Annotated in this window: 19 protein-coding genes and 1 pseudogene; 14 read left to right on the plus strand and 6 right to left on the minus strand. The window is 72.6% G+C overall.

All coding sequences use genetic code 11. The features are described 5' to 3' along the window. The first annotated feature begins 6 nt into the window (after positions 1-6). Positions 7-1,272, plus strand: a complete 1,266-nt coding sequence (gene xseA / locus ACWAT2_RS18555) for an exodeoxyribonuclease VII large subunit (protein WP_402372116.1) — start codon at positions 7-9, stop codon at positions 1,270-1,272. A 16-nt stretch (positions 1,273-1,288) separates the two neighbouring features. Here the strand turns inward: xseA and ACWAT2_RS18560 are convergent, their stop codons facing one another. Beyond that, positions 1,289-2,248, minus strand: coding sequence for a helix-turn-helix transcriptional regulator (locus ACWAT2_RS18560; protein ID WP_402372118.1), 960 nt, complete (start codon positions 2,246-2,248; stop codon positions 1,289-1,291). Between the two features lie 61 nt (positions 2,249-2,309). On the opposite strand from ACWAT2_RS18560, the gene ACWAT2_RS18565 reads away from it, so the two are divergent. Next, positions 2,310-3,452, plus strand: coding sequence for an epoxide hydrolase family protein (locus ACWAT2_RS18565; protein ID WP_402372120.1), 1,143 nt, complete (start codon positions 2,310-2,312; stop codon positions 3,450-3,452). Between the two features lie 32 nt (positions 3,453-3,484). On the opposite strand, the gene ACWAT2_RS18570 is transcribed toward ACWAT2_RS18565, so the two are convergent. Further along, positions 3,485-5,116, minus strand: a complete 1,632-nt coding sequence (locus ACWAT2_RS18570) for an ABC-F family ATP-binding cassette domain-containing protein (RefSeq protein ID WP_402372122.1) — start codon at positions 5,114-5,116, stop codon at positions 3,485-3,487. Positions 5,117-5,247: 131 nt separating this feature from the next. Between ACWAT2_RS18570 and ACWAT2_RS18575 the strand changes: the two genes are divergently transcribed. From ACWAT2_RS18575 to ACWAT2_RS18590, 4 genes are read left to right on the plus strand one after another with little or no spacing between them, the layout of a single operon-like run. Then, positions 5,248-5,496, plus strand: coding sequence for an exodeoxyribonuclease VII small subunit (locus ACWAT2_RS18575; RefSeq protein WP_402372123.1), 249 nt, complete (start codon positions 5,248-5,250; stop codon positions 5,494-5,496). Beyond that, a complete protein-coding gene (locus ACWAT2_RS18580; RefSeq protein ID WP_402372124.1) occupies positions 5,496-6,419 on the plus strand; it encodes a carbohydrate kinase family protein in 924 nt (307 codons plus the stop codon). Before ACWAT2_RS18575 ends, ACWAT2_RS18580 begins: the two co-directional genes overlap by 1 nt. After that, positions 6,416-7,057 (plus strand): carbonic anhydrase, encoded by a 642-nt coding sequence (locus ACWAT2_RS18585; RefSeq protein WP_402372126.1) that lies wholly within the window; start codon positions 6,416-6,418, stop codon positions 7,055-7,057. Before ACWAT2_RS18580 ends, ACWAT2_RS18585 begins: the two co-directional genes overlap by 4 nt. Positions 7,058-7,103: 46 nt before the next feature. Further along, a complete protein-coding gene (locus ACWAT2_RS18590) occupies positions 7,104-8,537 on the plus strand; it encodes a class II fumarate hydratase (RefSeq protein WP_402372127.1) in 1,434 nt (477 codons plus the stop codon). Between the two features lie 96 nt (positions 8,538-8,633). On the opposite strand, the gene ACWAT2_RS18595 is transcribed toward ACWAT2_RS18590, so the two are convergent. Continuing rightward, a complete protein-coding gene (locus ACWAT2_RS18595) occupies positions 8,634-9,971 on the minus strand; it encodes a PhoH family protein (RefSeq protein ID WP_402372128.1) in 1,338 nt (445 codons plus the stop codon). A gap of 172 nt (positions 9,972-10,143) precedes the next feature. On the opposite strand from ACWAT2_RS18595, the gene nhaA reads away from it, so the two are divergent. Beyond that, positions 10,144-11,610, plus strand: coding sequence for a Na+/H+ antiporter NhaA (nhaA, locus tag ACWAT2_RS18600; RefSeq protein ID WP_402372130.1), 1,467 nt, complete (start codon positions 10,144-10,146; stop codon positions 11,608-11,610). A gap of 2 nt (positions 11,611-11,612) precedes the next feature. On the opposite strand, the gene ACWAT2_RS18605 is transcribed toward nhaA, so the two are convergent. Continuing rightward, a complete protein-coding gene (locus tag ACWAT2_RS18605; RefSeq protein WP_402372131.1) occupies positions 11,613-12,509 on the minus strand; it encodes a LysR family transcriptional regulator in 897 nt (298 codons plus the stop codon). A 135-nt stretch (positions 12,510-12,644) separates the two neighbouring features. On the opposite strand from ACWAT2_RS18605, the pseudogene ACWAT2_RS18610 reads away from it, so the two are divergent. The 3 genes and pseudogenes from ACWAT2_RS18610 to ACWAT2_RS18620 all read left to right on the plus strand — a co-directional run. After that, positions 12,645-13,448, plus strand: a pseudogene (locus ACWAT2_RS18610) (CoA transferase subunit A); the annotation flags it as partial. Positions 13,449-13,517: 69 nt separating this feature from the next. Beyond that, positions 13,518-14,162 carry a CoA transferase subunit B gene (locus tag ACWAT2_RS18615; RefSeq protein WP_402372910.1) on the plus strand — a complete coding sequence of 215 codons (645 nt, stop codon included), beginning with the start codon at positions 13,518-13,520 and terminating at the stop codon, positions 14,160-14,162. Next, a complete protein-coding gene (locus tag ACWAT2_RS18620) occupies positions 14,159-15,379 on the plus strand; it encodes an acetyl-CoA C-acetyltransferase (protein WP_402372132.1) in 1,221 nt (406 codons plus the stop codon). The genes ACWAT2_RS18615 and ACWAT2_RS18620 overlap by 4 nt, the downstream gene beginning before the upstream one ends. A gap of 102 nt (positions 15,380-15,481) precedes the next feature. On the opposite strand, the gene ACWAT2_RS18625 is transcribed toward ACWAT2_RS18620, so the two are convergent. After that, positions 15,482-20,257, minus strand: coding sequence for an NAD-glutamate dehydrogenase (locus tag ACWAT2_RS18625; protein WP_402372134.1), 4,776 nt, complete (start codon positions 20,255-20,257; stop codon positions 15,482-15,484). A gap of 52 nt (positions 20,258-20,309) precedes the next feature. Continuing rightward, positions 20,310-21,866, minus strand: coding sequence for a helix-turn-helix domain-containing protein (locus ACWAT2_RS18630; protein WP_402372135.1), 1,557 nt, complete (start codon positions 21,864-21,866; stop codon positions 20,310-20,312). 157 nt (positions 21,867-22,023) lie between these two features. Between ACWAT2_RS18630 and aceA the strand changes: the two genes are divergently transcribed. The 4 genes from aceA to ACWAT2_RS18650 all read left to right on the plus strand — a co-directional run bounded on the left by aceA (position 22,024) and on the right by ACWAT2_RS18650 (position 26,334). Beyond that, positions 22,024-23,358 (plus strand): isocitrate lyase, encoded by a 1,335-nt coding sequence (gene aceA / locus ACWAT2_RS18635; RefSeq protein WP_402372137.1) that lies wholly within the window; start codon positions 22,024-22,026, stop codon positions 23,356-23,358. 27 nt (positions 23,359-23,385) lie between these two features. After that, positions 23,386-25,113: a malate synthase A gene (gene aceB / locus ACWAT2_RS18640; protein ID WP_402372139.1), complete on the plus strand. Its 1,728-nt coding sequence runs from the start codon at positions 23,386-23,388 to the stop codon at positions 25,111-25,113. Between the two features lie 177 nt (positions 25,114-25,290). Beyond that, positions 25,291-25,719: a hypothetical protein gene (locus ACWAT2_RS18645; protein ID WP_402372141.1), complete on the plus strand. Its 429-nt coding sequence runs from the start codon at positions 25,291-25,293 to the stop codon at positions 25,717-25,719. A 66-nt stretch (positions 25,720-25,785) separates the two neighbouring features. Beyond that, on the plus strand, positions 25,786-26,334 hold the full coding sequence (locus tag ACWAT2_RS18650) for an HAD domain-containing protein (protein ID WP_402372142.1): 549 nt from the start codon (positions 25,786-25,788) through the stop codon (positions 26,332-26,334). Positions 26,335-26,686: the final 352 nt, after the last annotated feature.

Genomic DNA, 26,686 nt, shown 5'->3' on the forward strand with positions numbered 1-26,686 from the left:
GGACGCGTGACCGACGCCAGCCCCGGACCCGCCTCCCCCCTGCCGCTGCCCGAGCGCGCCGCGGAGACCACCGCCGAGCGCCCGTGGCCCGTCCGCCTGCTGTCGACCAAGATCCGCGACTACGTCGCCCGGATGTCCCCGGTGTGGGTCGAGGGACAGGTCGTCGAGCACACGTACCGCCGGACCTCCGGGATGCAGTTCGTCACGCTGCGCGACACCGACGTCGAGGCGTCGCTGCCCGTGAACATGCTCACCCGCGCCTACGACGGTCTCGAACGCAAGCCCGACGTCGGCGACCACGTCGTGGTGCAGGCGAAGCCGGAGTTCTGGGTCAAGACCGGCCGGATGTCCCTGCGTGCCACGGCCATCCGGCAGGTCGGTGTCGGCGAGCTCCTCGCCCGCATCGAGCAGCTGCGCAAGGTGCTCGCGGCGGAGGGGCTCTTCGACGCCGACCGGAAGCGCCCGCTGCCGTTCCTGCCCGCGGTGGTCGGGCTCGTCTGCGGCCGGGAGTCCAAGGCGGAGCACGACGTCGTGGTCAACGCCCGGGCGCGGTGGCCACAGGTGCGCTTCGAGATCCGCGAGGTCGCGGTGCAGGGTGTCAACGCCGTGCGCGAGGTGTGCGAGGCGATCACCGAGCTGGACGCCCGCCCCGAGGTCGACGTGATCGTCGTCGCGCGCGGTGGCGGCTCCGTCGAGGACCTGCTGCCCTTCAGCAACGAGACGCTCGTGCGGGCCGCCGCCGCCTGCACCACTCCCCTGGTCAGCGCCATCGGGCACGAGACCGACACCCCGCTGGTCGAGCTGGTGGCCGACTACCGCGCCTCGACCCCGACGGACGCCGCCAAACGGATCGTCCCGGACGTCACCGAGGAGCGCCAGCGCGTCGTCCAGGCCCGCCAGCGGATCCGCGGTGCCGTCACGGCGCTGCTGGCCCGCGAGCAGCACGGGCTCGACTCCGTCCGGTCACGACCGGTGCTCGCCCGCCCCCAGACGATGGTCGAGGCCCGGGAGACGGAGATCGCCCAGCACCTGCGCCACGCGCGGCACCGTCTCGACGCCGCCCTGCTCAGAGGATCCGGTGAGATCGGCCGTCTCGCCGGCCAGGTGCGGGCGCTGTCGCCCGCCTCCACCCTCGACCGGGGCTACGCCGTCGTCCAGCGCGGCGACGGTGCGGTGGTCCGTGCCGCGGCGGAGGTGGCCACCGGCGACCCGGTGCACGTCCGGCTCTCGGCCGGCTCCCTCGACGCGACGGTCACCGCCACCGCACCCTGACGGACGCGGGCTCCGCTCAGCCGGACGCGGTGCGCGCGGCGCGCCGCATCCGGGCGGCCAGCCGCGCGAAGGCGTCGGCGAGCTCCCGGCCCTCGATCACCTCCACGTCGGCGTCCAGCTGCGTGATCCACAGCGCGAGCCGGTCCGGGTCGTCGGAGCCCACGTCGACGCGGCACCTCCCCGGACCGACCGGCTCCACGTCGGCCGCCGCCCCGAGCGCCGCCTCGACCACCTCGGCCGGGGCGTGGACCTCGATGCGTGCGCGGTAGCGCCACGTCGCCCGCCGTACCCGCCCGGCGACGTGCTCGGCCACGCTGTCCTCCGGGAGCGGACGCGGCGTGAACCGCGCACCGGTCGGCGCTCGCGGCACCACCCGGTCGGCACGGAAGACGCGCCAGTCGTCCCGGTCGAGGTCCCAGGCGAACAGGTACCAGCGCGACCCCCAGCTCACGAGCCGGTACGGCTCCACGTGACGCGTGGACTCGGCGCCCGCATGCGACCGGTAGGCGAACCGGAGTCGTTCACGACCGCGGATCGCCGCGGCGACAGCGCTGAGCGCCCCCAGGTCGAGCGACGGGTCGGGACCGGGGACCACGCTCGTCGAGCCGCGGATCGCCTCGACCCGGCGCCGGAGCCGCGAGGGCAGCACCTGCTCCAGCTTGGCGAGCGCCGTCAGCGACGTCTCCTCGGCACCGGCACCACGAGCCGCCGCGGCACCGAGGCCGACGGCCACCGCGACCGCTTCGTCGTCGTCCAGGACGAGAGGCGGCATCGCCGTGCCGGCCGACAGCCGGTAGCCGCCCGCGACGCCGGGACGCGCCTCGACCGGGTAGCCGAGCGAGCGCAGCTTCGAGACGTCGGTGCGTACCGTCCGTGCGCTGACCTCGAGCCGCTCCGCGAGCTCGCCGCTCGTCCAGTCCCGCCGGAGCTGGAGGAGCGACAGGAGCCGGAGCAGACGGGCCGAGGTCTCGAGCATGTCTCGATCCTGCCACCGATCACGGAAGAAACCCTGCCGCAATCGATGACAGCGTGGGGTCATGACCAACGACACCGCACTCGTCCCCTTCCGTATCGACATCCCGCAGGCCGACATCGACGACCTGCGCGACCGGCTCGCCCGCACGCGCCGGCCGCACCCCGTGCCTGGTCGCGACGACCGCACGGACTTCAGCCGTGGCATCCCGCCGGCCTACCTCGCCGAGCTCGCCGAGTACTGGCGCGACGGGTTCGACTGGCGCGCGCAGGAGGCGGCCCTGAACACCAACGAGCAGGTCACCACCGTGGTCGACGGGCAGAGCTTCCACGTGATGCACGCACGCTCGGCGAACCCCGAGGCCGTGCCGCTGCTCCTGTGCCACGGCTGGCCCGGCTCGTTCGTCGAGTACCAGCGGCTCGTCCCGCTGCTGACCGACACGTTCCACGTGGTCGTCCCGTCGCTGCCCGGCTTCGGGTTCTCCACCCCGCTGTCCGGCACCGGCTGGGAGGTCGCCCGCACCACCGAGGCGTACGCCGAGATCATGACCCGGCTCGGCTACGACCGGTTCGCCGCGCACGGCACCGACATCGGCGCCGGCGTCGCCGGCCGGCTCGCCGCGCTGCACCCCGAGCGCGTGATCGGGACGCACGTCGGCAGCGACGGCAGGTCGCTCGGGATGGTCGGCGACCAGTTCCCCTGCCCCGACGGGCTGACCGAGGACGAGCTCGCACAGATCGAGGCCGTGCGCACGCAGGAGGCGGCCGAGCAGGGCTACTTCGCGATGCAGAACCACCGCCCGGACACGATCGGTGCCGCCCTCGTCGACTCGCCCGTCGGCCAGCTCGCGTGGATCGCCGAGAAGTTCCGCACCTGGGCCAACCCCGCCCACCGCACGCCGGACGAGGCGGTCGACCGCGACCAGCTCCTCGCGAACGTCTCCCTGTACTGGTTCACGCGCAGCGGCGCCTCGAGCGCGCAGCTCTACTACGAGGCGTCCCACTCCGAGCTCGACTGGCTCACGGCCGCCGACGTGCCCTCCGCCTGGTCGGTGTTCGACACCCACCCGTTGATGGCCAAGGTGTTCAACGCGTGGGGGACCGTCGACCGGTGGGTCGAGCACACCGCCGGCGGGCACTTCCCCGCCATGGAGGTCCCCGAGCTGCTCGCCGACGACCTGCGCGCCTTCTTCGCCGACGTCAGCTGACCCCCGGGACGAGGGCAGGCTGGGCAGGGCGGTCAGCGCGCGCGGACCACCCGGCCCTCGTCCCAGACGGGCTCCGCCGACTCCCGGACCGTGCCGTCCTGGCCGAACACGAGGAACCGGTCGAAGCCGCGGGCGAACCACCGGTCGTGCGTCACGGCGAGCACCGTGCCGTCGAACGCCTCGAGACCCTCCTGCAGCGCCTCGGCGCTCTCCAGGTCGAGGTTGTCGGTCGGCTCGTCGAGCAGCAGCGCGGTGCAGCCCGCGAGCTCGAGCAGCAGGATCTGGAAGCGGGCCTGCTGCCCGCCGGAGAGCCGGTCGAAGGGCCGCTCGGCCGCCGTCGTGAGCTCGTAGCGGCGCAGCGCCGCCATGGCCTTGCCTCGATCCTGCGCATGGTCCTCCCAGAGGATGTCGCGCAGCGTGCGCCCCGCCAGCTCGGGATGCGCGTGGGTCTGGGCGAAGTGGCCCGGCACCACACGTGCCCCGAGGCGCGCCGAGCCGGTGTGCGCCACGTCGCCACCCGCGAGCAGCCGCAGGAAGTGCGACTTGCCCGAACCGTTGGACCCGAGCACCGCGACCCGCTCGCCGTAGAAGACCTCGAGGTCGAACGGCTCCATCAGACCGACGAGCTCGAGCGCCTCGCACATGACCGCGCGGGCGCCCGTGCGGCCACCCCGCAGACGCATGCGGATGTCCTGCTCGCGCGGCGGCTCCGGCGGCGGCCCGGCCTCGGTGAACTTGCGCAGCCGCGTCTGCGCCGCCCGGTAGCGCGAGGCCATGTCCGGGCTGTTCGCCGCCTGCTGGCGCAGCGTGAGCACCAACTTCTTCAGCTGCGCGTGCTTCTCGTCCCACCGCCGGCGCAGCTCCTCGAACCGCGCGAACCGTTCGCGCCGTGCCTGATGGAAGGTCGCGAAGCCCGCACCGTGGACCCACGCGTCCGACCCCGCCGGCCCGGGCTCGAGCGCCACGATCCGGTCGGCGGAGCGCGCGAGCAGCTCACGGTCGTGAGACACGAACAGGACCGTCTTGCGGGTCGCGCGGAGCTGGTCCTCCAGCCAGCGCTTGCCCGGGACGTCGAGGTAGTTGTCGGGCTCGTCCAGGAGCAGGACCTCGTCGGGGCCGCGCAGCAGCGCCTCGAGCACCAGCCGCTTCTGCTCACCGCCCGAGAGCGTGCGCACCTCGCGCCACTGGGCGCGCTCGAACTCCACGCCGAGCGCCGCCGTCGTGCACACGTCCCAGAGCGTCTCCGCCTCGTAGCCCTGGACCTCCGCCCAGTCCGCGAGCGCCTGCGCGTACCGCATCTGCGCGGGAACCCCGTCGGTGCTGTCGTCGAGCTCCATCACCTCCTGCTCCGCCGCCTCGACCGCGCGCGCGGCGTCGCGGATCCGCGGTGGCGCGACGCCGGCCAGGAGCTGGCGCACGGTGGTGTCGTCGCGCACCGAACCCACGAACTGCGGCATGATCCCCAGCCCGCCGCTCACGGTCACGGTGCCGGCGTCGGGCAGCAGCTCGCCGGTGACCAGACGCAGCAGCGTCGTCTTGCCCGCACCGTTCGGGCCGACGAGCGCCGTCGCGCTGCCCTCCCCCACGCGGAAGGAGACGTCGTCGAGCAGCGCGCGACCGTCCGGCAGCACGTACTCGACGTGCGCTACCTCGAGATGACCCATGGGTCGATGGTGCGCCGTCGGGGCCGCCCGGGGCAACGGGATATGCGAGCCGAGCGGGCCGGAGCGCGGCACGGCGTCCTGACGGACGGACGGACGGGCGGCATGTCGGTGCGGTGCGGTTAACTGTCCCCGTGACCGACGCAGAACCCGCCCCGCAGGCCGACGTCCCTGACGTCGGGACGCTCACGTACGAACAGGCTCGCGACGAGCTCGTCCAGGTCGTCGCGCGGCTCGAGGCCGGTGGCGAACCGCTCGAGGCCTCCCTCGCCCTGTGGGAGCGCGGCGAGGCGCTCGCGGCCCGCTGCCAGGAGTGGCTCGACGGCGCCCGCGAGCGGCTGGCCGCCGCCCAGGCGACGGCCAGCCCCGCCGGGGACGACTGATGGCGCGGCACGTCCTCGCCGTGGGCGAGGCGCTGGTGGACGTGGTGCACCGGGCGGACGGTTCCAGCGCCGAGCACCCCGGCGGCTCTCTCGCCAACGTGGCCCTGACCCTGGGCCGGCTCGGCCGGGACTCGCGGCTGGCGACGTGGCTCGGCCGGGACGACCGCGGGGACGCGGTGCGGGCCTGGCTGGCGGAGTCGTCCGTGACGACGACGGCGGGCAGCGACCGCGCGCCGCGGACCTCGGTCGCGCAGGCCACGCTCGACGCGGGCGGCTCGGCGACGTACGAGTTCGACCTCGAGTGGCAGGTGCCCGACGACGCAGGCGCCACCGCGGACACGCTGGCGGTCCACACCGGGTCGATCGCCGCGGTGCTCGAACCGGGAGCCTCCGACGTCCGCGCCCTCGTCGAGGCCGCGCGGACGACGTCGACGATCACCTACGACCCCAACGCCCGTCCCGTCCTCATGGGCGAGCCCGCGGTCGCACGGACGCACGTGGAGGCGCTCGTCCGGCTGGCCGACGTCGTGAAGGTCAGCGACGAGGACCTCGAGTGGCTGGCCGCCGGGACCGCCCCGCTGGACGTCGCGCGCGCCTGGGTGCACGATCTCGGCGCGGCCATGGTGGTCGTGACCTTCGGCGGCGAGGGCGCGACGGCGGTGACGACGTCGGGCGAGGTCCACGTCCCGTCCCGGTCGGTCCAGGTGGTCGACACCGTCGGCGCGGGCGACTCCTTCATGGGTGCGCTGCTCGACGGCCTGTGGTCGGCCGAGCTGCTCGGCGCGGACCGGCGCGACGCGATACGCACGATCGACCACCACACCGTCCAGACGCTGCTGGCACACTGTGTCGCGGTCGCCGCGGTGACAGTCTCCCGGGCGGGTGCGAACCCGCCGTGGTCCCACGAGCTGGAGGATGCATGACCCCCACCGAGGCATGGACCGCGCTACGGTCCGGCAACGCACGATTCGTCACCGACTCCCCGGCCGAGCGGTCCCAGATGTCGCTGCGGCGCGCCGAGCTCACGTCGGCGCAGTACCCCCACACGGTGATGTTCGGGTGCTCGGACTCCCGGGTCGCGGCAGAGATCATCTTCGACCAGGGCCTGGGCGACCTCTTCGTGGTCCGCACGGCCGGGCACGTCGTCGACACCACGGTGATCGGCTCGATCGAGTACGGCACCGAGCTGCTCGGGACACCGCTGGTGGTGGTGCTCGGGCACGACTCGTGCGGCGCGGTGAAGGCCACGGCGGACACCCTGATGACCGGGGAGCAGCCGCCCGGCTTCGTCCGGGCCGTGGTGGACAAGGTCATCCCGTCGATCGCCGGGATGACGAGCCGCTGGGACGAGGTCTCCCACGACGGCGTGCCGCTGGAGGATCACCTGCGCACCGAGCACGTGCGGCACACCGTCAGGCTGCTGCGCGGGTACTCGGCCGCGCTGGACGCCGCGGTCACCGCGGGTCGGGTGGCGATCGTGGGGGTCGAGTACGACCTCGCCGAGGGATCGGCCCGGCTCGTGGCCGTGGACGGCGAGGTCGGCGAGGAACCGTTGGCGTGACACCTTTCACACGCTGACCGCGCCGCGGGTGCGGCACGATAGACGCATGACTTCCGACACCGTCGCCGGCGGCGCCGACGCGCCCGAGACCGAGTACCGCATCGAGCACGACACGATGGGCGAGGTCCGCGTCCCGGCCCGAGCCCTGTATCGCGCCCAGACCCAGCGTGCGGTCGAGAACTTCCCGATCTCGGGCACCCCGCTCGAGCGCGGCCACGTCCAGGCGCTGGCCCAGGTGAAGAAGGCCGCCGCCCTCGCCAACGCGGAGCTCGGCGTGCTCGAGCAGGACGTCGCCGACGCGATCGCCGCCGCCGCCGACCGGGTCGCGTCCGGCGAGCTCGACGAGCACTTCCCGGTGGACGTCTACCAGACCGGGTCCGGCACGTCGTCGAACATGAACACCAACGAGGTCCTGGCGACCCTGGCGACCCGCACCCTGGGCCGCGACGTGCACCCGAACGATCACGTCAACGCCTCGCAGTCGTCGAACGACGTGTTCCCGACCTCGGTGCACGTGGCCGCCACCGCCGGCGTCGTGCGGGACCTGGTGCCCGCGCTGGCGCACCTGGCCGACGCCCTGTCCGCCAAGGCGGAGGAGTTCGCCGGCGTCGTGAAGTCGGGGCGCACCCACCTCATGGACGCCACCCCGGTCACGCTCGGCCAGGAGTTCGGCGGGTACGCGGCCGCGGTGCGCTACGGCATCGAGCGCCTGGAGTCGGCGCTCCCCCGGGCGGCCGAGGTCCCGCTGGGCGGCACCGCCGTCGGCACCGGCATCAACACCCCGGCGGGCTTCCCGCAGCGTGTCATCGAGCTGCTGCGCGAGGACACCGGGCTTCCGCTGACCGAGGCGCGCGACCACTTCGAGGCGCAGTCCGCCCGCGACGGGCTGGTCGAGCTGTCCGGTGCGCTGCGCACGATCGCCGTCTCGGTGACGAAGATCTGCAACGACCTGCGCTGGATGGGTTCCGGCCCCAACACCGGTCTGGGCGAGATCGCCATCCCGGACCTGCAGCCCGGCTCGTCGATCATGCCGGGCAAGGTCAACCCGGTGATCCCGGAGGCGGTGCTCATGGTGGCCGCCCGCGTGGTGGGCAACGACGCGACGGTGGCGTGGGCCGGCGCGACCGGCACCTTCGAGCTCAACGTGCAGATCCCCGTCATCGCGCAGGGTGTGCTCGAGTCGATCCGCCTGCTGACGAACGCCTCCCACGTGCTGGCGGACAAGACGGTCGCCGGCCTGACCGCCAACGCGGAGCGGGCCAGGGCGTACGCGGAGTCCTCGCCGTCGATCGTCACGCCGCTGAACAAGGTGATCGGCTACGAGTCCGCGGCGAAGGTCGCGAAGAAGGCGGTGGCCGAGGGACTGACGGTCCGCGAGGCCGTCGTGGCGCTCGGGTTCGTGGAGCGGGGCGAGGTCACGGAGGCGCAGCTCGACGAGGCGCTCGACGTGCTGTCGATGACCCGCCCCCCGCAGGCCTGACCCCTCCCCCGCTTGTGGGTGCACGACACGCCGCTGTGCCGTTCGTGTCAGCGGCGTGTCGTGCACCCACAGCGGGTTCGGGCACGCTTCCCGCAGTCAGATCTCGAGCGACTCCAGCATCTCCGTGACCAGGGCGGCCACGGGCGACCGCTCGGACCGCGTCAGCGTGACGTGCGCGAAGAGCGGGTGGCCCTTCATCGCCTCGATGACCGCCGCGACGCCGTCGTGCCGCCCCACCCGCAGGTTGTCCCGCTGCGCGACGTCGTGGGTCAGCACCACCCGCGAGTCCTGACCGATGCGCGACAGCACCGTGAGCAGCACGTTGCGCTCCAGCGACTGAGCCTCGTCGACGATGACGAACGCGTCGTGCAGGGAGCGTCCGCGGATGTGGGTGAGCGGGAGCACCTCGAGCATCTCGCGGTCGATGACCTCCTCGACCACCTCGGGCGACACGAGCGCGCCGAGCGTGTCGAACACCGCCTGCGCCCAGGGGTTCATCTTCTCGGACTCCGTGCCCGGCAGGTAGCCGAGCTCCTGACCGCCGACGGCGTACAGCGGGCGGAAGACGAGGATCTTGCGGTGCTGCCGGCGCTCGAGGACCGCCTCCAGCCCGGCGCACAGCGCGAGCGCCGACTTGCCGGTGCCGGCCCGTCCGCCCATCGACAGGATGCCGATGTCCGGGTCGAGCAGCAGGTCGATCGCGATCCGCTGCTCCGCGGAGCGGCCGTGCACCCCGAACACGTCCTGGTCGCCACGGACGAGCCGCACCTGCTTGTCCGCGGTGACGCGTCCGAGCGCCGATCCGCCGGCCCCCTGGATGACGAGACCGGTGTGGCACAGCAGCGGGCTCGCCTCCGCCACGACCTGCGGGTCGAGGGACGCCAGCTCGACGGTGGAGCCCTCGTACAGCGCCCCGACCTGGTCGTCCGTCATCGCGATCTCTCGCATGCCCGTCCAGCCGGAGTCCACGGCGAGCTCGTGGCGGTACTCCTCCGCGCGCAGCCCGACCGCGGAGGCCTTGACGCGCATGGGGAGGTCCTTCGAGACCACCGTGACCTCGCGTCCCTCGGCCGCCAGGTTGGCGGCCACCGACAGGATCCGCGTGTCGTTGTCCCCGAGCCGGAACCCGGCGGGAAGCACCTGCGGGTCCGTGTGGTTCAGCTCGACCCGCAGGGTGCCGCCGTCGTCGCCGATCGGCACGGGAGCGTCGAGACGGCCGTGCTTGATCCGCAGGTCGTCGAGCGCGCGCAGAGCGCTGCGGGCGAAGTAGCCCAGCTCGGCGTGGTGCCGCTTGGCCTCGAGCTCGGTCACGACCACGACCGGCAGGACGACGTCGTGCTCGGCGAATCGGTGGATGGCTCGCGGGTCGGACAGCAGGACGGACGTGTCGATGACGAAGGTGCGCAGGTCGGTGCTGGTGTTCTCAGTGGCCACGATGTGCTCCTCGCGCAGAGCGGGACGGTGGTGTGGGCGGGCGACCGGCCGAGCGCACGTCGTGCGGCAGAGCCGGGGCCGGCCCTCCTGCGCGGAGCGTGCACTCCATCAGATGGCCTCCCGAGAACGCACAGGGAGTGCGTCCTGCACGTCACGCTACGACGACGACGGCGTGACGGACGTCACGAGACCGGCGCGTCGCGAAGTCGTCGTCGAGAGTTCATCTGCCCGTGCCCGTCGGCGTCCGACCGGTAGTCTGATCGGTGGTGAGCCGGGAAGTCTGGTCGGCGGTACCGGCTGGGACGCCGGCTCGACCCACGCCCTGAACGAACTGGAGCCTCCCCTGAGCACCGACGTCGACAACCAGACCTTCGGACGGCGCCTGTCGCGCTTCCTCTCGCGGGAGACCACCGGCGGCGCACTCCTCATCGGCGCCGCCGCCGTCGCGCTGATCTTCGCCAACTCCCCGTGGCGCGACGCCTACGAGACCCTCTCCCAGACCGTCGTCGGCCCCGCCTCTCTCGGCCCGCTGCACATCCATCTGGACCTGTCGCTGTCCGCGTGGGCGGCGGACGGGCTGCTGGCCATCTTCTTCTTCACGGTCGGCCTCGAGCTCAAGCACGAGTTCGTCGCGGGCTCGTTGCGCAGCCCCAAGCAGGCCGGCGTGCCGATGCTCGCGGCCGTGGGCGGCATGACCGTTCCGGCCGTCTTCTACGTGGTCGCCGTCATCGCCCTGGGCGACTCGAGCGCGCTGCACGGCTGGGCGATCCCGACGGCCACCGACATCGCCTTCGCGCTCGCGATCCTCGCCGTCTTCGGCAAGGGCCTGCCGGTCGCGATCCGCACGTTCCTGCTCACCCTCGCGGTGGTCGACGACCTGCTGGCGATCATCATCATCGCGGTCTTCTACACCGACGCGATCCACGGCGCCTGGCTCGGCGGCTCGCTCGTCGTCGTCGCCGTGTTCGCCTGGTACATCCGTACGCGGCGTCCGCGGTGGTGGATCCTCGTCCCGCTCTTCGTCGTCGCCTGGACGTTCATGCACGCCTCGGGCGTGCACGCGACGATCGCCGGTGTCCTCATGGGGTTCGCGGCCGCCGCCCGCCCGATCCACGGCGAGACCGAGACCCGGACCCACCACTACGAGCGAGCGGTCAAGCCGTGGTCGCAGGGCCTGGCGCTCCCGCTCTTCGCCTTCTTCTCCGCGGGCGTCGACCTGGTCGACGGCGGTGGTCCGGCCGAGATCCTCTCCCAGCCCGTGGTCATCGCCATCGTCGGCGGGCTCGTGATCGGCAAGCTGATCGGCGTGCTGGGCACCACGTGGCTCGTCACACGCGTCACACCGTTGCGGTTGCCCCCGGGCATCGGCGTCCGGGACCTGCTACCGGTGGCGTTCCTTGCCGGCATCGGCTTCACCGTGTCGCTGCTCATCTCCGAGCTGTCGTTCGGGCACGGCTCCGAGCACACGCTGGGTGCCAAGGCGGCCATCCTCATCGCCTCCGTGGTCGCTGCGACGCTCGGTGCCCTGACGCTGCGCTGGGACGCCAAGCAGGACCGCGGGCCGGACATGAACCGGGACGACCTGCCCGACGAGGTCACCACGGTCATCGGCGACGAGGAGGACCGCAAGGAGCACTGAGCTCAGCGGCCCAGCAGCGCGTCCCGCTGCATCTCGACCTGCCGTCGCAGGGCCACCAGGACCGCTGCGACGGCGGGACGGCGCCAGGACTCGGGGTGCACGAGCGCCCGGTACGGCAGCCGGTCACGGACCTCGTCCGGCAGCAGCCGGACGAGGTCCGGGTGCCGGTCGGCCGCCAGGCACGGCACGAACCCGACCCCGGCGCCCGCCCGCGTGGCCTCCACGTGCACGAACACGTTGGTGGACGTCATGGCGTCCCGGATGCCCGGGACGAGCCGGCGCGGGGTGTCCAGGTCGTCGACCTGCAGCATCGAGTCGATGAAGTGCACGAGCCCGTGCCCGGCGAGCTCGGCGACGGTCCCCGGCGTGCCGTGCTCGGCGAGATAGTCCCGCGACGCGTACATCCCGAGCTCGAACTCGCCGAGCGGCACCACCTGCGCACGCGGTGCGGGGGCATCGCCGACGACCACCTCGATGTCGACACCCGACCGGTGCTGGGCCGGACGCCGCGTGACGGTGACGGCCTCGACGGTCAGGTCGGGGTGGTCGCGCCGCAGCCCGACGACGGCGGGCGGCACCACGTAGGCGCTGAACGCATCGGTGGCGGTCATCCGGACCACCCCCATGACGGGGTCGGTCTCGCCGTCGTCGGCCACCAGGCGCCCGACGGCGTCCGAGACGGCCTCGGCGGCGCGCGTCGCCCGCTCGCCGAGGGCGGTCAGCTCCCACCCGTCGGTGCCGCGGACGAGGACCCGGTCGCCGAGGCTGCGTTCCAGGGCCGCGACCGTCCGCGCCACCGTCGTGTGCGTGACCCCGAGCTCGGCGCCCGCGGCGGTGTACCGGCCGGTGCGCGCGACGGCGAGCAGGACGAGCAGGTGGTCGGCGGACGGCGTCGGCATGCCTCCACGGTAGACGGATGTGCGTGCGCGCACACCGGGTGTGCCTCAACGAGCGTTGCGCGCACATCGCGCGCCTGTGACCATCGGAGGACGATCGCAAGACGTGCCCTGTCGACGACGACGCCGGAGGTTGCCATGCCCACCGCCCCGCTCCCGGGACCCGACAAGGTGCTCGCCTCCGCGGCCGACGCCGTCGCCGACGTCCCCGACGGAGCCTCGCTCGCCGTCGGCGGCTTCGGGCTCTGCGGCAACCCGATGGCCCTCATCGAGGCGCTGCTCGACCGCGGCACGCGCGACCTGTGGGTCGTGAGCAACAACTGCGGCGTCGACGACTGGGGCCTGGGCCTGCTGCTCGGCGCCGACCGGATCCGCCGGATCACGGCCTCCTACGTCGGCGAGAACAAGGAGTTCGCTCGCCGCTACCTCTCCGGCGAGCTGCAGCTCGAGCTCACCCCGCAGGGAACGCTCGCCGAGAAGCTGCGCGCCGGCGGTTCCGGCATCGCCGCCTTCTACACCCGCGCCGGGGTCGGCACCCAGGTGGCCGACGGCGGCCTCCCGCAACGCTACGACGCCGACGGCGGGGTGGCGGTCGCCTCACCCGCGAAGGAGGTGCGGACCTTCGCTGATCCCGCCGCGCCGGACGGCTCCGAGACCGAGTACGTGCTCGAGGAGGCGATCCGCACGGACTTCGCACTGGTGCACGCCGCCAAGGGCGACCGGCACGGCAACCTGGTGTTCCACCGGTCGGCCCGCAACTTCGCGCCGCAGGCCGCCATGGCCGGGCGCGTCTGCGTGGCGCAGGTCGAGGAGCTCGTGGAGCCGGGCGAGCTCGACCCGGACGAGATCCATCTGCCCGGCGTCTACGTGCACCGCGTGGTGCCGGTCGGCACCGGGATCGAGAAGCGGATCGAGAAGCGCACCACCCGTCCCGCCGGGGCGCCGTCGACCCCGGCAGCGAGCCCTGGCCCGGAGACCGACGCGCCACGCCGCGGCCGGACCCGGGACGAGATGGCGGCACGGGCCGCCGCCGAGCTGACCGACGGCTCGTACGTGAACCTCGGCATCGGGATGCCCACGCTGGTGCCGAACCATGTGCCGGACGGCCGCCACCTGGTGCTGCAGTCCGAGAACGGGCTCCTCGGGGTCGGCCCTTACCCGACCGAGGACGAGGTCGACGCCGACCTCATCAACGCCGGCAAGGAGACCGTGACGCTGCTGCCGGGCGCCTCGGTGTTCGACGCCGCCACGAGCTTCGGGATGATCCGCGGGGGCAAGATCGACGCCGCCGTCCTCGGCGCGATGCAGGTCTCGGCCACCGGCGACCTCGCCAACTGGATGATCCCCGGCAAGATGGTCAAGGGCCCCGGCGGCGCGATGGACCTCGTCAACGGTGCGCGGCGGCTGATCGTCCTCATGGATCACACCGCCCGCGACGGATCGCCCAAGATCCTCGCCGAGTGCACGCTGCCGCTCACCGGACGCGGCGTCGTCGACCGCATCATCACCGACCTGGCCGTCATCGACGTGACTGACGACGGCCTGCTGCTCCGCGAGCTGGCCCCCGGGGTGACGGCCGACGAGGTCGTCGCCGCCACCGGTGCCCCGCTGCGGATCGACCCCGACCTCGCCCCGTCCCGAAAGGTTCAGCCATGACCCGCACCACCGAAGCGCGCCCCGACGACGTCGTCGTCGTCTCCGCCGCCCGCACCCCCCAGGGACGCCTGGGCGGCGCGCTCTCCGCGCTGTCCGCCGTCGAGCTCGGCGCGGTGGCCGCACGCTCCGCTCTCGCCTCGGCGGGCGACGTCGCCGGTGACGTCGACGCGGTGATCCTCGGCCAGGTGCTGCAGGCCGGCGCCGGTCAGAACCCGGCCCGGCAGACCGCCGTCGCCGCCGGGATCGCCATGGACGTCCCCGCCGTGACCGTCAACAAGGTCTGCCTGTCCGGGCTCACCGCCGTCGTCGACGGGGCGCGCCTGCTGCGCACCGGTGAGGCGTCGGCGGTGCTGGTCGGCGGGCAGGAGTCGATGACCAACGCCCCCCACCTGCTGCCTGGCGCGCGGGCCGGGTTCCGCTACGGTGACGCCACCCTGCTCGACGCCGTCGCGCGCGACGGGTTGTCGGACGCGTTCGACGGGCAGGCCATGGGCCTGAGCACCGAGCAGCACAACTCCGGTGAGGTGTTCGTCTCGCGCGCCGAGCAGGACGAGATCGCGGCCGCCTCCCACCAGCGGGCGGCCCGCGCCGTGAAGGACGGGGTGCTCACCGACGAGATCGTGCCGGTCGAGGTACCGCAGCGACGCGGTGAGCCCGTCGTCGTCTCCTCCGACGAGGGGGTGCGCCCGGACACGACCGCCGACGGCCTCGCCCGGCTGCGGCCCGCCTTCTCCTCCGACGGGACGCTCACCGCGGGCAACTCCTCGCAGATCTCCGACGGCGCGGCGGCGCTCGTGCTGACCACCCGCGACCGTGCCGAGGCAGCCGGGGTGCCGGTGCTGGCGACGGTGCGCTCGGCCGGCCAGGTCGCCGGGCCGGACACCTCCCTGCACTCCCAGCCGGCCCGCGCGATCAGCGCGGCGCTGGCCCGCGAGGGCTGGACGCCCCAGGACCTGGACCACGTCGAGATCAACGAGGCCTTCGCCGTCGTGACGGCCGTGTCGACGCGCGTGCTCGGGATCGACCCCGAGATCGTCAACCCGCACGGCGGCGGCATCTCGCTGGGCCACCCGATCGGGGCGTCCGGTGCGCGCCTGGCCGTGCACGCAGCGCACCAGCTCGCGCGGGGCCGCGAGGCCGGGCGCGGTGGCTCGCGTGCCGCCGTCGCGCTCTGCGGCGGCGGCGGCCAGGGCGAGGCGCTGCTCCTCGAGGCCTGACCCGCCCCAGAACGTTGTGGGCGCGATTTCTGGCCCGATATGCGCCATATGCGCCTGTATCCGGCCCAGAAATCGCGCCCGCAACGCTCGGGGGGAGCTTGCCTACCGGACGAGGGAGCGGAGCTGCCGCAGCGCCACCGAGAGCGTGGCGATACCCGGCCGGTCCACGGCGCGCGCCATGGCCAGCGCGTCCATCGCCCGCAGCGCCGGTGCGCCCCCACCCTCGAGCCACCGCTCGATCCGCTCCGCGGCGTCACCGGAGTCGGTACCGTCCAGCACCGAGGCCGTCAGCGCGATGGTCACCGCGTAGACGTCGTCGCGCAGCGCGGCGCGGGCCATCGAGTCCCACCGGTCGTCCTGCGCCAGACCGGACACGTTGGTGAGCATGTCCCCCACACCGAGCCGGCTCGTCAACGTGAAGTAGGTCCGCGCCACCTGGTCGAGCTCCCAGCCGCGCTGTGACGCCAGCTCGGCCACGTCGAGCAGCGGCAGCGAACCGAGCAGGCCGGCACCCCGCCGCGCGAGCTCCGGGCCGCAGCCCGCCGCCTCCAGGCTGGCGACCCGCTCCGTGAAGCGCTCCAGCTCGACGCCCTGGAGCAGGTCGTCCAGCCGGGCGGCGTAGGAGCGGACGGGATCCGCGTACGCCTCGATCTCCTGACCGACGTCCACCCGGTCCGACCGGTGCTGCACGAACCACCGCGCCGTCCGGTCGAGCAGCTGACGCAGCTCCAGGTAGAGATCGGTCTGCACACGTGCCGCCACCACGTTGTCGGTGGCCTCCACGGCAGTGACGAACCCGCGCAGGTCGAGGATCTCCCGGGCCGCGACGAACGCCCGCGCGATCTGCTCCGTCGGCGCGCCGGTCTCGTCCGCCGCACGGAAGGCGAACGTGATGCCACCCCGGTTCACCATCGAGTTCACCACGGCGTTGACCACGATCTCGCGCCGCAGCGGATGGTCCGCGAGGTCCCCCGCGTAGCGGTCGCGCACCTCCTGAGGGAAGTACTCGGCCAGCGTGCGGGCGAACCACGGGTCGTCCGCCAGGTCCGTCTCGGTGAGGTCCGCCTTCAGGGCGAGCTTCGTGTAGGCCACGACCACCGCGAACTCCGGGCGGGTCAGCCCCTGCTGCTGCTCGACGCGCTCGGCGACCTGGACGCCGTCGGGCAGGAACTCCAGGGAGCGGTCCAGCTCGCCGCGGCCTTCGAGCCACTCCATGAGCCGCTCGTGCACGGGAAGCATCTCGGCGGCGTTGGCCCGCGAGTTGCCCAGCAGCACGTTCTGCTCGTAGTTGTCGCGGAGCACCTGCTCCGCGACCTCGTCGGTCATGGACTGCAGCAGCTCGTTGCGCTCGTCGATCTCCAGCCGATCGTCCCGCATCACGTCGCCGAGCAAGATCTTGATGTTCACCTCGTGGTCCGACGTACCGACACCGGCCGAGTTGTCGATCGCGTCGGTGTTGATCTGGACGCCGGCCAGCGCCGCCTCGACCCGGCCCCGCTGGGAGACGCCGAGGTTGCCGCCCTCCCCCACGACCCGGGCACGCAGTGCGGCACCGTCCACGCGGATCGCGTCGTTCGCCCGGTCGCCGATCTCGGCGTTCGTCTCGGTGGAAGCCTTGACGTACGTCCCGATGCCGCCGTTCCACAGGAGGTCGACGGGCGCCAGCAGCACGGCCTTCTTGAGCTCGGCCGGCGTGAGGCTGGTGACGCTCTCGTCGAGACCGAGCACCTCGACCATCTGCGGCGTCACCCGGACGGACTTGGCCGACAGCGGGAACACGCCGCCACCGGCCGAGATCAGGTCCCGGTCGTAGTCGTCCCACGAGGACCGCGGCAGCTCGAACAGCCGCCGCCGCTCCGCGAAGGAGGCCGCGGCGTCCGGGGCGGGATCCACGAAGACGTGCCGGTGGTCGAACGCGGCCACGAGCCGGATGTGCTCGGAGAGCAGCATGCCGTTGCCGAACACGTCCCCGGACATGTCCCCCACGCCCACCACCGTGAAGTCCTGCGTCTGGGTGTCGTGACCGAGCTCGCGGAAGTGCCGCTTCACCGACTCCCAGGCGCCACGGGCCGTGATGCCCATCGCCTTGTGGTCGTAGCCGGCGGACCCGCCGGAGGCGAACGCGTCGTCGAGCCAGAAGCCGTACTCGGCCGAGATCTCGTTCGCGATGTCGGAGAAGGCCGCCGTGCCCTTGTCCGCGGCGACCACCAGGTACGGGTCGTCCCCGTCGTGACGCACCACCCGGTCCGGCGGCACCACCTCGGTGCCCTCGCGGTTGTCGGTGATGTCGAGCATCCCCCGGATGAAGGTGCGGTAGGCCGCCTGCCCCTCCGTGAGCCAGGCCGCCCGGTCGCCCGGGTCCGGCAGCTGCTTGGCGACGAACCCGCCCTTGGACCCCGTCGGGACGATCACGGCGTTCTTGACCATCTGCGCCTTGACCAGGCCGAGCACCTCGGTGCGGAAGTCCTCGCGCCGGTCGCTCCAGCGCAACCCGCCGCGCGCCACCTTGCCGAACCGCAGGTGCACGCCCTCGACCCGCGGCGAGTACACCCAGATCTCCGCCATCGGGTGCGGTGGCGGCAGGCCCGGCACGCGTGCGCAGTCGAGCTTCATCGACACCCACGGCTTCGGCTCGCCGTCGGCGTCGCGGGTGTAGAAGTTGGTGCGCCAGACGGCGTCGACGACGCCGACGAAGGAGCGCAGGATGCGATCGTGGTCGAGGCTGGCGACGTCGTCCAGGGCGGCCAGCAGCGCGTCGGTCGCCTGCTGCGCCCGCTCGGCACGGTCGCCCTCGGCCTCCGGGTCGAAGCGCACGGCGAACAGGCGCACCAGGTCGGCGGCCAGCTGCGGGTACGCGATGAGGGCCGCGTCGATGTACTCCATCGAGAACGCCGAGCCGGCCTGACGCAGGTACCGCCCGATCGACCGCAGGACGACGATGTCCCGCCACGACAGCCCGGCGCGCAGGACCAGCGCGTTCAGCGCGTCGCTCTCGGCGGCGCCGGACCACACGGCGCAGAAGGTCGCCTCCAGGGCCGCCGCGGTGGCGGCGTCGCCCCACAGGTCGGGGTCGGAGACGGTGAGTCCGAAGTCGGAGATGTGCCGCGTCTCGCCGTTCTGGAGGTTGATCGTGTACGGCCGCTCGTCGATCACGTCCACGCCGAGGTCGGTCAGCAGCGGCAGCACCTGGGTGAGCCGGTGCTCGCGCAACGAGGCCAGGGTCAGCCGGCGGACGCTCGGGTCGTCCCCCTCCGGCGTGTACAGGTGCACGGCGATGGGATGGTCCTCGGTGAGCCCGTCGAGACGCGACATGTCGCCGACGGCGGCCCGCGGCGTGACCTGCTCCTTGTAGGCCTCGGGGAAGGCCGAGCCGTAGCGGCCGAGGATCTCCGCCGCACCCTCCTCGCCGTGGACGTGGTGCAGCTCGTCGACGACGGCCGCCTCCCAGGTGCGGATGGCGTCCTCGAGCCGGCGCTGCAGCTCCGCCTCGTCCACGGCGGGGATCGCGGCGTCCCGCGGGACGCGCACGACGAAGTGGAGCTGGGCGAGCGGCGAGTCGTCCACCCGCGTCGTGTGCTCGACCCGCTCCGCGTCGAACGCCTCGCGCAGCAGCGCCTCGACGCGCAGGCGCACCGTGGTGTTGTAGCGGTCCCGCGGGAGGTACACCAGGGCCGAGACGAACCTCCCGAACTCGTCGGTCCGCAGGAAGATGCGGGTCCGGCGGCGTTCCCGCAGACGCGTCACCTCGCCGGCGACCTCCGCCAGGTGCTCCGCCGAGTCCTGGAAGAGCTCGTCGCGCGGGTACTGCTCCAGGGTCTGCAGCAGGTCCTTGCCGGAGTGGGAGGTGGGCGCGAACCCGGAGGCCCGCAGCACCGCCTTCACCTTCGGCGCGACGATCGGCAGGGTGAGCACCGACGCGGCGTACGCCGCGGAGGTGAACATCCCGATGATCCGCCGCTCTCCGGTGACGTTCCCGTCGGCGTCGAAGGTGCGCACGCCGACGTAGTCGAGGTACACGTCGCGGTGGACCGTCGCCCGGGAGTTCGCCTTGGTGATGGTGAGCAGGCGCGGCTCGCGCGCGGTGCGTCGCGCCTCGGGGCGCAGGTGGACGACGGCGGAGGTCGGCTTGCGCAGGATCCCCAGCCCCGTGTGGGGCAGCGGGCGCAGCACGTCCTCGCCGTCGAGGGTGTCGAGGGTGTACTCGCGGTAGCCGAGGAACGTGAAGTGGTCCTCGGCCAGCCAGGTGAGGAACTCGATGGTGGGGGCGACCGAGGCCGGGTCGACCGTCCCCGGCGGCTGCACGCGCAGGTCGGTGCAGATGTCGAGGCAGGCCCGGCGCATCGCGGACCAGTCGTCGACCGACGCGTGCACGTCCGCGACCACGTCGCGCAACCTGGCGACCAGCGCCTCGCGCTCCTCCTGGCTGGCGATCCGCTCCGTCTCCACGTGGATCCACGACTCGAGGCGGCCGCCGTGGGCGCCGATCTCCAGCAGCTCGCCGTCGTCGTCGCGCCGGACGGCGAGCACCGGGTGCTGCAGCAGGTGGAGCGTGGAGCCGTGCCGGGCGACGGCCGCGTCGACGGAGTCGACGAGGAACGGCGCGTCGTCGGTGCAGACGTCGACGACGGTGCGGCGCGACGTCCAGCCGTCCTCACGGAGCGTGGGGGTGAAGACCTGCACGAGCGTCTGGCCGGGCTCACGGCGCGACACGAGCTGGACCGTCGACACGGCGGCGCCGACGACGTCGCGCGCCTCCCGCTCGCCGAGATCCTCCGCGGAGTATGCCTCCAGCAGCGTTCGCACATGGCCCTGCAGCTCGGCGGGGAGGCCCTCCACGGCCTCCAGGACCTGCGGGTCGGAGACAGCGACGTCGGTCATGTACCTCTTCGTTCTACGTCGGGACGTGGACCGTGACCTGGTGGACTCGATGCTATCCAAGGGGCCGGGTCACGCCAGGCGAGAGCTCGCCGTCGTGCTCCGCGGCCGGTGCGTGCCGCTCGAGGAACTCGTAGACCTCGGTGGTGTCGACACCGGGGAACGCGCCGGACGGCATCGCCGCGAGCATCGAGGCGTGCGGGCGGGCGCTGGGGAGCGCCTGGCCCGCCCACCGTTCGGCCAGGGGCTGCGCCGGCTGGCGGCAGCACGAGTCGTCCGGGCAGCGTGAGGTGGACCGCGCCGTCGTCTCCCGGCCGAGGAACCACTTGACCTGCGCGTACGGCACGCCCACGCTCACCGAGAACCGGCCGTCCGGCGTGTCCGAGACGCGGGAGGTGCACCAGTAGGTCCCCGTCGGGGTGTCGGTGTACTGGTAGTACGGGCTGAGCCGGTCCTGGATCCCGAACACGACCCGCGCCGTCCACTGCCGGCACACGTGCTGGCCCTCCACCGTGCCGAGCGCGTCCGCGGGGAACCGCACGCCGTCGTTCTCGTACGCCTTGTGGATGGCGCCCGACTCGTGGACCTTCATGAAGTGCACGCCGATGCCGAGGTGGCGCGTGGCGAGGTTGGTGAACCGGTGCGCCGCCGTCTCGTAGGACACGGCGAACGCGTCGCGCAGGTCCTCGATGGAGATCGCCCGGGCGTCCTTCGCCTCGCGCAGGTGCTTGACGGCGTCCCGCTCCGGCAGCAGCAGCGCCGCGCACAGGTAGTTGGCCTCGACCCGCTGCCGCAGGAACTCCGCGTAGTCGCCCGGCTCGGCGTGCTCGAGCACGTGCGAGGCGAGCGCCTGCAGCAGGGCCGACCGCGCGTCCGAGCGGCCCCGGATGCCGTTGCTCGGCAGGTAGACGCGCCGGTTGCGCCGGTCGATGACCGCACGCGTCGACTGGGGCAGGTCCGGCTCGTAGTGGATCGAGAAGCCCAGGTGCGCGGCGACGTCGACCGCGGCCCGCTGCGGCATCGGGCCGCGCGTGTGCCCGACGTCGTCCAGCAGGGAGCGCGCCACGATCTCCAGGTCCGGGAAGTAGTTGTCCTGCGCGCGCATGTCCGCCCGCAGCTCGGTGTTGGCGCGGCGCGCCTCCTCGGGGGTGAGCGCGCGCTCGCGGTGCAGCCGTTCCAGCTCGGCCTGCAGCGCGACGATCGCCTCCAGCGCGTCGCTGGGCAGCGACTTGCCCACCCGCACCGGGCGAACGCCCAGCGCGGAGAAGAGGGGGCCTCTTTGCACTCGCTCCAGCTCGATCTCGAGTGCGTCGCGGCGCGACGGCGGCTCCGGCGAGAGCAGGTCGTCGACGCTGGTGCCGAGGGCGCGGGCCACCGCCTGCAGGCGGGCGATCGTCGGTTCGCGCTTGCCGTTCTCCAGCATGGAGACCTGCGACGGTGCACGTGAGATGGCGTCTCCGAGCTCGCCGAGGGTCATCCCCCGGCGCGTCCGCAGGTGCCGGATGCGCCGGCCGATCGTCAGGGCGTCAGGCTCGGTGCCCGCCGGGAGCGCCGTCGGGGGCGCCGCGCCGGTCCGGTTCGTCGTCGTGATGGCCATGGTCCAGCGTGACATGGACCACTGCTTCTGGGAAGCAGAAGAATGCTGATACTTCTTCTCACGAATCCTGGCCGGAGGGCTTGCGCAGGGCGCAGAGTCGTTCTCGAGGGCAGGTCGCCGCACACCACGGCACTGCTGCACCACGAAGGCACCACGACCGGAAGGCACGATCATGACCGCGACGCTCGAGACCGGCTCCACGAACGGCACCACGACCCGGGAGACCCGCCCGGGCGACCAGGTCACCACCGCGGCGGCGCTCGCCGAGCGGTGGGCGACCGACCCGCGCTGGTCCGGCGTCGTGCGCGACTACTCGGCCGAGGACGTCGTCGCGCTGCGCGGGTCCGTCGGCGAGGAGCACACCCTCGCCCGGCGTGGCTCCGAGGTCCTCTGGGAGCTGCTGCACAGCGAGGACTACGTCAACGCGCTCGGTGCGCTGACCGGCAACCAGGCCGTGCAGCAGGTCAAGGCCGGCCTCAAGGCGATCTATCTGTCGGGCTGGCAGGTGGCCGGCGACGCGAACCTGTCCGGGCAGACCTACCCCGACCAGTCGCTCTACCCCGCGAACTCGGTGCCCGCGGTCGTGCGCCGCATCAACAACGCACTGCTGCGCGCCGACCAGATCGACGTCGAGGAGAACGGGGCGCCGACGCGCAACTGGCTCGCGCCGATCGTGGCCGACGCCGAGGCAGGGTTCGGCGGACCGCTCAACGCCTACGAGCTCATGAAGTCGATGATCGCCTCGGGCGCGGCCGGCGTGCACTGGGAGGACCAACTCGCCTCGGAGAAGAAGTGCGGCCACCTCGGCGGCAAGGTGCTCATCCCCACCAAGCAGCACGTGCGGACCCTCAACGCGGCACGCCTCGCGGCCGACGTCTCCGACGTGCCGAGCGTCATCATCGCCCGCACCGACGCCGAGGCGGCCACCCTGCTGACCTCCGACGTCGACGAGCGCGACCGGCCCTACCTCACGGGCGGGCGCACCGCCGAGGGCTTCTACGAGGTGACCAACGGGATCGAGCCCTGCATCACCCGTGCCCACGCCTACGCCCCGTACGCCGACCTCATCTGGATGGAGACCGGTACCCCGGACCTCGAGCTCGCCAAGAAGTTCGCGGAGTCCGTCAAGGCCGAGTTCCCCGACCAGATGCTGGCGTACAACTGCTCGCCGTCGTTCAACTGGAAGAAGCACCTCGACGACGACACGATCGCGAAGTTCCAGCGCGAGCTCGGGGCGATGGGCTTCAGCTTCCAGTTCATCACCCTGGCGGGCTTCCACGCCCTCAACCACTCCATGTTCGATCTGGCCCACGGTTACGCCCGTGAGCAGATGACGGCCTACGTGCAGCTGCAGGAGGCCGAGTTCGCCTCCGAGACCCGCGGCTACACCGCCACGAAGCACCAGCGAGAGGTGGGCACCGGCTACTTCGACCGCGTGTCCACGGCGCTCAACCCCGACGCCGCCACCCTCGCCCTCGCCGGCTCCACCGAGGCCGCTCAGTTCTGACTCACCCCGTTCTTCCGGAGGTACACCATGACCACGATCACCGACCGCCCCCGCACACCCGAGCACGCGCCGACGCCGCCCCGCGGCATCGCGCTGTCCGACTCCGCCACCGTCGCCGAGGGCACCATGGACGTCGTCGGCCCCCTGGAGCCCGGCTTCGAGGAGATCCTCACCCCGCGGGCGCTGGAGTTCCTGGCCCTGCTGCACGACCAGTTCGCCGACGCCCGCTGCGAGCTGCTGCTCACCCGCCAGCGGCGCACCCGGGAGATCGCCGACGGCGCCGACCCGGACTTCCTGCCCGTCACCCGCCCCGTGCGGGACGACCTCTCGTGGCGGGTGGCCGGCTCCGCCGGTGCTCCCGGGCTGTCCGACCGACGCGTCGAGATCACCGGGCCCACCGACCCGAAGATGACGATCAACGCGCTCAACTCCGGCGCCAAGGTGTGGCTGGCCGACGCCGAGGACGCGCAGTCCCCCACCTGGTCCAACGTGATCACCGGCCAGCGGGCGCTGCGCGACGCGATCCGGGGCGAGCTGACGTTCGAGGCGCCGTCGTCGGACGGGGGTCGCACGCCCGGCAAGCGGTACGCGCTGCGGACGCCCGAGCTGACCGAGATGCCGACGATCGTCTTCCGGCCGCGGGGCTGGCACCTGTTCGAGTCGCACCTGGCCTACACGGGCACGGACGGCTCGACGCAGCCTGCCTCCGGGTCGCTCGTCGACTTCGGGCTGTACTTCTTCCACAACGCCGCCGAGCTGATCGAGCGGGGGCGCGGGCCGTACTTCTACCTGCCCAAGCTCGAGGGACATCGTGAGGCGCGGCTGTGGAACGAGGTCTTCGAGCTGGCGCAGGAGGCTCTCGGCATCCCGCGCGGCACCATCCGTGCGACGGTGCTCATCGAGACGCTGCCCGCCGCCTTCGAGATGGAGGAGATCCTCTACGAGCTGCGCGACCACTGCGCCGGCCTCAACGCCGGGCGTTGGGACTACCTGTTCAGCGTCATCAAGTGCTTCCGCAACCGCGGCGACTCCTACGTGCTGCCCGACCGGGCGCAGGTCACGATGACGGCGCCGTTCATGCGCGCCTACACCGAGCTGCTCGTGGCGACCTGCCACCGCCGCGGTGCGCACGCCATCGGCGGCATGAGCGCCTTCATCCCCGACCGCCGCAACCCGGAGGTCACGGAACAGGCGTTCGCGAAGGTCCGCGCGGACAAGGAGCGCGAGGCCGGCGACGGGTTCGACGGCTCCTGGGTGGCGCACCCGGACCTCATCCCGATCGCCCGCGAGGCGTTCGACGCGGTGCTGGGCGAGCGCGAGAACCAGGTGGAGCGGCTGCGCGACGACGTCACGGTGGGTCAGGCCGAGCTGCTCGACGTGGCCTCGGCCCGCCGCGAGGGTGCGACGATCACCGAGGAGGGCCTGCGGACCAACATCTCCGTGGGCGTGCGGTACATCGCCTCGTGGCTGCGAGGTGCCGGGGCTGCGGCCCTCGACAGCCTCATGGAGGACGCCGCCACGGCGGAGATCTCCCGGTCGCAGGTGTGGCAGTGGATGCACTCCGGGACCGTCACGGCCGACGGGGTGACGATCACCCGAGCGCTGTGCGACGCCATGCTGCGGGAGTTCCTGCGGACCGCTCCGCGGTCGAGCGGGGACCGTCTCGACGACGCCGCGGCGATCTTCCGCGAGGTGGCGATGGGTGACGAATTCCCGCCGTTCCTCACGACGAGCGCGTACGCCCGCTTCTTCTGACCCTCCCCTTCGGTCGCCGAGTATCCAGGTTCGGACCGGTATGGGCATCCATACCGGTCCGGACCTGGATACTCGGCTGTCGGGAGACGCTTCCGAGTCCGTCCACAGGCGGGCTCGGGGTCGTCGCCTGTGGATGACGCCTGCGGGCGGTGAGCGGTCCCGGGCAGGGTGGCAGCCATGAATCTCACCTCCGCGTCCTTCCGCCCCGGCGACAAGGTGGCCGACGACGGCGCCCTCCTCGAGCTCGCCACCTTCCTGTCCGGCGGGGTCCTCCCCCGCGAGCGGGTCCTCACCCTGACCTGGCTCGACGCGGACGACCGCGTCACCGGCATCGCCGTGCCGGTCCGCGACGTCCCCGAGCAGCCCAGTGCGGAGGACGCCGCCCGGTTCGGAGGCGTGATCGCCTCCGTGACGAGCCAGTCCGTGCCGGGCGGCTCCGTGGTGGCGATGCTCGAACGACCTGGCGAGCAGTCCGTGACCGCCGCCGACCGGGCGTGGAACACCGCGCTGCGCACCCAGGCCGCCGAGCGCGGCTTCCGGCTGCACGGCCTGTTCGTCGCCGCCGGCGGTGCGGTCCGGCCGCTCGCCCTCGACGACGCGGCCTGAGGTTCTGAACGCGGCGCCTGGTGAATGCGAGAGCGCGGCCGCGACCTCCCTGCTAGTTTCGCCGCCGTGAGCCGCGCCGAGCAACGCCCGCTGCTGTTCCTCGACGTCGACGGCACCGTGCTGCCGACAGGCGGGGTGTCACTCCCGGAATCCCTCGAGGCCTGGTATGCCACGTGGCAGCATCCGAGCAACCCGCAGCTTGCTGCCATCGATCGCTCGCACGGCCCGCGGCTCTTGGCGCTCGACTGTGACGTCGTCTGGGCAACAGCGTGGATGCACGACGCGAACACCGTGATCGCACCGATCCTCGGTCTTCCTGCCCTGCCGGTAGCGGAGATGGGTGTGCTGCCAGGGATCGAGGATCCGGTCTGGGCCGACGACGACGGGTCTGCTGAGCTGAGTTGGAAGACGAGGCACCTGTGCCGGATCGCGGCGGGGCGCCCGTTCGTGTGGATCGACGACGAGCTGACGGCCGTCGACCGCGCATGGGCGGGGGCGAACCACTCTGGGGCCACACTCCTGCATCGCGTCGACTCGCTGGCGGGTATGCAGGCCAGCGACCTCGACGTCGTCGAGGCATGGCTTCGCGGGCTGGCCGAGGGTGAACCGTCGTGACCCACCACCTGTCCTTCGTTGCCTTCGTCGTCGCCATCTCGCCAGGACCAGACACCCTGCTGACCCTCCGGAGCACGGTCGGCGGCAGGCGTCAGCGCGGCGCATGGACCGTCGATGTCGACCACACCGTGGCCCGGGCCGCGTCGGCGGATCGCAGGTGTCCGCACAGCGTGGTTGGCTCCCGCGCAGGGCACAGTGATCCCGCGTGGCGTGATCAGGGTTGGACGAGGCGGACCTCGGCGTCGTGGACCTCGATGGGGTAGGTGGTGTCGGTGGTGGTGGCTTGGCCGGGCACGTCGGTCCAGGTGGGGGTGCCGGTGATGCGGAACTGGCCGTGCCAGGTGGTGGTCAG

The sequence above is a fragment of the Isoptericola sp. GX10416 genome (assembly GCF_056590155.1).

Coding starts and splice junctions, on each gene's coding strand:
- ACWAT2_RS18570 (WP_402372122.1), bottom strand. CDS start 5,116: ATGGGTCATCTCGAGGTAGCGCACGTCGAGTACGTGCTGCCGGACGGT.
- ACWAT2_RS18605 (WP_402372131.1), bottom strand. CDS start 12,509: ATGCCGACGCCGTCCGCCGACCACCTGCTCGTCCTGCTCGCCGTCGCG.
- ACWAT2_RS18565 (WP_402372120.1), top strand. CDS start 2,310: ATGACCAACGACACCGCACTCGTCCCCTTCCGTATCGACATCCCGCAG.
- ACWAT2_RS18620 (WP_402372132.1), top strand. CDS start 14,159: ATGACCCGCACCACCGAAGCGCGCCCCGACGACGTCGTCGTCGTCTCC.
- ACWAT2_RS18615 (WP_402372910.1), top strand. CDS start 13,518: ATGGCGGCACGGGCCGCCGCCGAGCTGACCGACGGCTCGTACGTGAAC.
- ACWAT2_RS18590 (WP_402372127.1), top strand. CDS start 7,104: ATGACTTCCGACACCGTCGCCGGCGGCGCCGACGCGCCCGAGACCGAG.
- ACWAT2_RS18630 (WP_402372135.1), bottom strand. CDS start 21,866: ATGTCACGCTGGACCATGGCCATCACGACGACGAACCGGACCGGCGCG.
- ACWAT2_RS18625 (WP_402372134.1), bottom strand. CDS start 20,257: ATGACCGACGTCGCTGTCTCCGACCCGCAGGTCCTGGAGGCCGTGGAG.
- ACWAT2_RS18585 (WP_402372126.1), top strand. CDS start 6,416: ATGACCCCCACCGAGGCATGGACCGCGCTACGGTCCGGCAACGCACGA.
- ACWAT2_RS18560 (WP_402372118.1), bottom strand. CDS start 2,248: ATGCTCGAGACCTCGGCCCGTCTGCTCCGGCTCCTGTCGCTCCTCCAG.
- ACWAT2_RS18580 (WP_402372124.1), top strand. CDS start 5,496: ATGGCGCGGCACGTCCTCGCCGTGGGCGAGGCGCTGGTGGACGTGGTG.
- aceB (WP_402372139.1), top strand. CDS start 23,386: ATGACCACGATCACCGACCGCCCCCGCACACCCGAGCACGCGCCGACG.
- ACWAT2_RS18645 (WP_402372141.1), top strand. CDS start 25,291: ATGAATCTCACCTCCGCGTCCTTCCGCCCCGGCGACAAGGTGGCCGAC.
- aceA (WP_402372137.1), top strand. CDS start 22,024: ATGACCGCGACGCTCGAGACCGGCTCCACGAACGGCACCACGACCCGG.